This is a genomic window from Pseudomonas morbosilactucae, assembly GCF_023241715.1.
GTDB lineage: Bacteria > Pseudomonadota > Gammaproteobacteria > Pseudomonadales > Pseudomonadaceae > Aquipseudomonas > Aquipseudomonas morbosilactucae.
In genome coordinates this window covers 25,979-32,078 of the sequence record NZ_JALQCW010000001.1, presented here as the reverse complement: position 1 = coordinate 32,078, position 6,100 = coordinate 25,979, and the positions used below count along the sequence as shown (strand labels likewise).

Below are 6,100 nucleotides of genomic sequence, written 5' to 3'. Positions count from 1 at the left end.
CGGTGGCGGAGCCGGTGCGGTCATAACCGTCAGCAGCGATGGCGGAACCGGTACGGTCGAAACCGTCAGCCGCGAAGGTGTTGGCAGCCAGTACCGAGAGGGTCAGGGCGAGGATCAGTTTGGTTTTCATGGTGGTCACTCCAGATTCGTTAAGGGTTGTGTGCGCTGGGCATGGGTTGAAGAATACGCCGATCAATCTGATTAAAAAGCGCAAATAAATGCTTTAAATAATCGAATTAATCGATTCGTTTGTCGGGTCGCCGTCCACCAGGCACCGCTTTTTTACCTGGAGCACAGGGCGGTCAAGCCTCTGACTGGTTGTGGACCCTTGCAGAATGGGGCTGGCCAATTAACGGGCGATTAATCTGGCGGTTAACGCGGAAAAATCGCGATGAACGGTTTTTTCATTTGTCGCTTACCTATTTTTCACCCTGCCGCCCGCAGCCTTGCGCCAGGCCCGGACATTCAAGAGCCGGCCACCTTGAATCCGAGCCTTGGAGCACTTCCCACAATGAATAAACTTCCTCAGATCACCCTGGCGTTCTGGGTCATGAAAATCTGCGCGACGACCTTGGGAGAGACCGCAGGCGACTTGCTGTCGATGACCCTGAACGTCGGTTACGCCATCAGTTCCATGATCCTCATCAGCGTGTTTGTCCTGACCCTGGTCACCCAGCTGTTTTCCAAGACCTACAACCCGGTGCTGTACTGGATCGTTATCCTGTCCACCAGCACGGCCGGCACCACCATGTCGGACTTTATGGACCGCACCCTGGAGCTGGGCTACGCCACCGGCTCGATGATCCTGATCGCGATTCTGCTGGCGATTTTCGCTGCCTGGCGCCTGAGCGGCGATTCGCTGAACGTGAACAAGATCCAGACCTTGCGGGGCGAGTTGTTCTACTGGATGGCGATCTTGTTCTCCAACACCCTGGGCACCGCGCTGGGGGATTTCCTGGCGGACGATTCGGGCTTGGGTTTTGCCGGCGGGGCACTGCTGATCGGCTCGACCATCGCCGTGGTGGTCCTGCTCAAGTACTTCACCCGAATCTCGTCGGTGCTGTTGTTCTGGGTGGCGTTTGTGTTGACCCGGCCGTTCGGCGCGACCTTGGGCGACTTCCTGACCAAACCCCATGAAAAAGGCGGCCTGGATTTCGGCACCATCGGCTCGTCGGCGGTATTGGCGGGGATTCTGCTGGTGATGATCGTCGGCGCGTCCTGGGCTCAGAACCGCTACTCACGGCAGAGCGCCGCCGAACTGTCCTGACCCACACATGAAAAAACGCCCGGGCCTTGCACCCGGGCGTTTTGCTTTCTTCAGTCTGTTTCGATCCGCGAATGCTTGCGGGTGTCCTTCATGGTCACGTAGACCAGCAGCGAACAGGCGATGCAGGCGGTGACGTACCAGTAGTAGCCGGTTTCCATGCCGATGCTCTTGAACCACAGGGCAATGTATTCAGCGGTGCCGCCGAAGATCGACACCGTCAGCGCATAAGGCAGGCCTACGCCCAGGGCGCGGATTTCGGTTGGGAACAGCTCGGCTTTGACCACCGCGTTGATCGAGGTGTAGCCGCTGACAATGATCAGCGCCGCCATGATCAGGAAGAACGCGCCCCACCAGGTCTGGATGGTGTGCAGGGTGGTGAGGATCGGCACGGTGAACAGGGTGCCGAGGATGCCGAAGGCGATCAGGATCGGGCGACGACCGATCTTGTCCGAGAGGGCGCCGATCACCGGTTGCAGGCACATGAACAGGAACAGCGTGGCGGCGGAAATCGTGGTGGAGTCGGAAATGCTCATGCCGACGGTGTTCACCAGGTATTTCTGCATGTAGGTGGTGTAGGTGTAGAACGCCAGGGTGCCGCCCATGGTCAGGCCGACCACCGTCATCAGTTCCTTGGGATGGCGCATCAGGGTGCGCATCAGGCTTTCCTTGGGCTTTTCCTTCTTCTTGGTGAAGGACTCGGTTTCTTCCATGCCGCGACGCAGGTACAGGGCGACCACGGCACACAAGGCACCGATGGCGAACGGAATCCGCCAGCCCCAGGATTGCAGTTCCTCGGTGGTCAGCACGTTCTGCAGCACGATCAGCACCGCCAGGGCGATGAGCTGGCCGGAGATCAGGGTCACGTACTGGAAGCTGGAGAAGAAGCCGCGGCGCTCCTTGGTCGCCATCTCGCTGAGGTAGGTGGCCGAGGTGCCGTATTCACCGCCTACCGACAGGCCCTGCATCAGCCGCGCCAGTACCAGCAGGATCGGGGCGCCGACTCCGATGGTTTCGTAACCCGGGGTCAGGGCGATGATCAGCGAGCCGAAGCACATCAGCAGCACCGAAGCCATCAGCGCGGCCTTGCGCCCTTTACGGTCGGCGTACAGGCCCATCAGCCAGCCACCGATCGGGCGCATCAAAAAGCCCACGGCGAAGATGGCGGCGGTGTTCAGCAACTGGGCGGTGGTGTCGCCCTTGGGGAAGAAGACTTTGGCGAAGTACAGCGAGAAAGCGGCGTAGACGTACCAGTCGTACCACTCGACCATGTTGCCGACCGAACCGCTGAAAATCGATTTCAGGCGACTGGCCGTGGTCTTTTCGGTGGCGGGCGCGGCCGCCGACCCTGCGGGCAGGGTGTTCGAGATATCCATGACGGATCCTTCTATTCATTGTTTTTGTGGAGCGCGCGCAAGCGCAGCCTGCCAGGGCTATAGCAGGACCTGTGCCAGCGGCGGGAAGCCCGGGCTAGAGGGGTTGGGCGAAAATGATGAGCGGAAATCCGCTTATGGGGCGGATTGGGTAGGCGGTAAATTGCCTAAATGAAGGGGGCGCAACGGTACACCGAGCGGGTATGCCAGAGCGGGCGTCGCTGAGGGGCATCCCCGGTTGAAGGCCTTTTCGCCGGCAAGCCGGCTCCCACAGGTTTTTCCGTGGGGAGTTATTCCTCCTTGAGGAACATCTCCCGGACCAGCCCGTGACGCTGCATCTTTTCATTCAGGGTGCGGCGCGGCAGTTGCAACTCGCTGAGCACGGCCTTGATATCGCCCTTGTGCCGGGCCAGCGCGGCGCGCAGGCACTGGGCCTCAAAGGCTTCCTGCTGGGCGGCCAGGGATTGCCCGGCGTCGATCATCTCGACCTCCGGCTCACCCAGGCCCAGCACCTGGCGTTCAGCGACGTTGGCCAGTTCGCGAACGTTGCCCGGCCAGTCATGGCTGAGCAGGCGGCTCAGTTGTGTGCCGCTCAATGGGCCGGGTTGGCGACCCAGGCGTTGCGCGGCGTCATGGGCGAAGTGTTCGTAGAGCAGGGGAATGTCTTCGCGACGCTCGCGCAATGGCGGCAGGCGCAATTCGGCAACGTTCAAGCGGTAGGCCAGGTCTTCGCGAAACCGTCCGGCCCGCGCCTCTTCCAGCAAGTCGGGTTTGGTCGCGGCAATGATTCGCAGGTCCACGCGGATGCTCTGGTTGGAGCCCAGGCGTTCGAGTTTCTGCTCCTGCAACACCCGCAGCAGCTTGACCTGCTGGGCCAGGGGCATGCTTTCAATCTCATCGAGGAACAAGGTGCCGCCGTCGGCATACTCCAGCTTGCCGATGCGCTTGCCTTGGGCGCCGGTAAAGGCGCCGCTTTCGTGGCCGAACAGTTCGGCCTCGAACAGTTGCTCGGGAATCGCCGCACAATTTAGGGCGACAAAAGGCTTGGCCGCCCGTGGGCCGAAATCATGCAGGCAGCGGGCAATCAGCTCTTTGCCGCTGCCGGTCTCGCCACGGATCAGCACATTCACCGGCAGCGCTGCCAGCTCCAGCACCTGGCGGCGCAGGGTCTGCAGGCTGCGGGAAACCCCCAGCAAGGTGGCGTCGATCCTGGCCCGGTTGTCGGCCAGCTCGTGCAGGCGGCGGTTTTCCAGGACCAGGCGACGCTTATCCAGGGCACGGCGCAGGCTGCTGAGCAGGGTGTCCGGGCTGAAGGGTTTTTCCAGGAAGTCATAGGCACCATCGCGCATGGCTTCCACTGCCATGGGCACGTCGCCGTGACCGGTGAGCAGGATGATCGGCAGGTCGGGGTCGCGTCGTTGGACCTGGGCCAGCAGTTCCAGGCCACTCATGCCCGGCATGCGCACATCGCTGAGGATCACCCCGGGAAAGTCCCCGGGCAGTTGCGCCAGGCATTCTTCGCCGCGGCTGAATAACTGGACCTCGAACCCCGAGAGGCTCAGCCACTGTTCCACTGCGTTGCGAATGCTGCTTTCGTCGTCCACCACCATCACCGAGTTCAACATGGCAGATGGGCCTCCAGGTCGATGGGCAGGCTCAGGGTGAACACCGCACCCTGTTCCAGGTTGGCGGCGCTCAGGCGTCCGCCCAGTTCATGCACGATCGCGTAGGACACCGCCAGGCCCAGCCCCAGGCCGTCGCCCACCGGTTTGGTGGTGAAGAACGGATCGAACACGCTCAGCAGGTTCTCCTCGGCAATCCCGCCGCCGCTGTCGGCCACGCTCAGGTGCCACAGCTGTTCGTCGGCTTCGATGCGGATCACCAGGCGCTTGAGGGCTTTGTCCTGCATGGCATCCAGGGCGTTGCGCAGCAGATTGATCAGCACCTGTTCCAGGCGAATGGCATCGCCACGGACCGAGGAAGGGCGGATCAGGTGCAGCTCGACGTCCACCTGTTCATCCCGCAGACGCGCCTCCAGCAATTGCAGGGACTGGTCCACCACCGCCGCCAGATCCAGGCGCTCACGCAGGCCGCTGGGGCTTTTGCGGGCGAAGGTCTTGAGGTGGCTGGTGAGGGCGGCCATGCGCGTCAGCATATCGTCCAGCGGGCGCAGGGCCTTGTAGGCATCATCGACCCGGCCGTGGTCCAGCAGCAGCCTGAGGGTGGCCAGTTGCATGCGCTGGGTGGTCAGCGGCTGGTTGATTTCATGGGCCAGGGCTGCCGACATCTGCCCCAGCGCGGCGAGCTTGGCCGATTGCACCAGGCCCTCCTGGGCGGTGCGCAGGTCGCGGGTGCGTTCCTGCACCAGTTGTTCAAGTTCTTCGCGGCTGCGCTGGCGCAATTTGGCCAGGCGCCAGCGCTGGCTGAGGAACAGCAGCAGGAACACCAGGGTCAGCCACAGCCCGACCGCAGCGATCCCGGCATTGCGGCTGTCCTCCAGGACGCCCTGGGGCCTGCGCAGCAGGTGCAGGGTCCAGCCTTCGGCGCTCAGGGGCAGGGACTCCCACAGATAGCTTGCAGCGCCCTCCGGCCCCGCGACCTGGACCAGCCCGCCGTTGTCGTCAAACGCCTGCAGCGTCTGGTGCTCCAGGGGCGCCAGGGGCTGTTTGTGGTATTGGCGAGTGCGGTTGATTTCGGCCAGGTCGTCTGCGGACAGCGGGCGCAAATGACGGTAGCGCCAGCCGGGCTGGTTGGCGATAAAGATAATGCCGCGGGCATCGCTGACCAGCAGGGTGTCGCTGCCCTGGCTCCATTCCTGCTCCAGTTCCGGAAACTCCAGCTTGACCACCATGGCGCCGAGGAACTCGTCGGCATCGCCTTTCACCGCGCTGGACAGGAAATAGCCCGGAATGCCGCTGGTCACGCCCACTGCGTAGAAGCTGCCGCTGCCTTGGCTGCGGGTCTGGCTGAAGTAGGGGCGAAAACCATAGTTGTGGCCCACGTAGCTGCTGGGCAGGCGCCAGTTGCTGGCGGCCACGGCCATGCCGCTGTGGTCCATCAATTCCAGGGTGGAAGAGCGGGCGGCACCGTTGATTTTCTCCAGCTTGCGGTTCAGGGCGTCCTGTTGTTCAGGTGCCACCGGGCCCTTGAGGGCCGAGCGCAATTCCGGGTCCAGGGCCAGCACTGCGGGCAGGGCCCGATAACGTTCGATCAGGGTGTGCAGGGAGTTGGCGTATAGCGCCAACTGCTCCTTGGCCCGGGCGGCATCGTCCACCAGCGCCTGGCGTTCGGCGTGGCGCATGGCCAGGCTGGCGCTGATCACGGTGCCGGCAACAATCAATAGGGTATAGAGCGTCAGGCGGAGCGGTCGCGAGATCTGGGCCATGAGTCAGGGCAGGCGGCAATGGGGGCGGGAACGATAGCATGGAGTGCCGGGCACGGCTTTGGTCGTGGCGGCTTGCGC

Annotated in this window: 4 protein-coding genes; 1 reads left to right on the top strand and 3 read right to left on the bottom strand. The window is 62.9% G+C overall.

Annotation, left to right across the window (positions count from 1 at the left end):
* Positions 1–511 precede the first annotated feature (511 nt).
* Positions 512–1,267 (top strand): COG4705 family protein, encoded by a 756-nt coding sequence (locus M1B34_RS00130; protein ID WP_268264098.1) that lies wholly within the window; start codon positions 512–514, stop codon positions 1,265–1,267.
* A 50-nt stretch (positions 1,268–1,317) separates the two neighbouring features.
* On the opposite strand, the gene M1B34_RS00125 is transcribed toward M1B34_RS00130, so the two are convergent.
* The 3 genes from M1B34_RS00125 to M1B34_RS00115 all read right to left on the bottom strand — a co-directional run bounded on the left by M1B34_RS00125 (position 1,318) and on the right by M1B34_RS00115 (position 6,022).
* The gene (locus tag M1B34_RS00125) at positions 1,318–2,640 is read right to left on the bottom strand and encodes an MFS transporter (protein ID WP_123328624.1); all 1,323 of its coding nucleotides are present in this window, start codon (positions 2,638–2,640) and stop codon (positions 1,318–1,320) included.
* A 287-nt stretch (positions 2,641–2,927) separates the two neighbouring features.
* Positions 2,928–4,262, bottom strand: a complete 1,335-nt coding sequence (locus M1B34_RS00120; RefSeq protein WP_268264097.1) for a sigma-54-dependent transcriptional regulator — start codon at positions 4,260–4,262, stop codon at positions 2,928–2,930.
* Positions 4,256–6,022, bottom strand: coding sequence for an ATP-binding protein (locus tag M1B34_RS00115; protein WP_268264096.1), 1,767 nt, complete (start codon positions 6,020–6,022; stop codon positions 4,256–4,258). Before M1B34_RS00115 ends, M1B34_RS00120 begins: the two co-directional genes overlap by 7 nt.
* Positions 6,023–6,100: the final 78 nt, after the last annotated feature.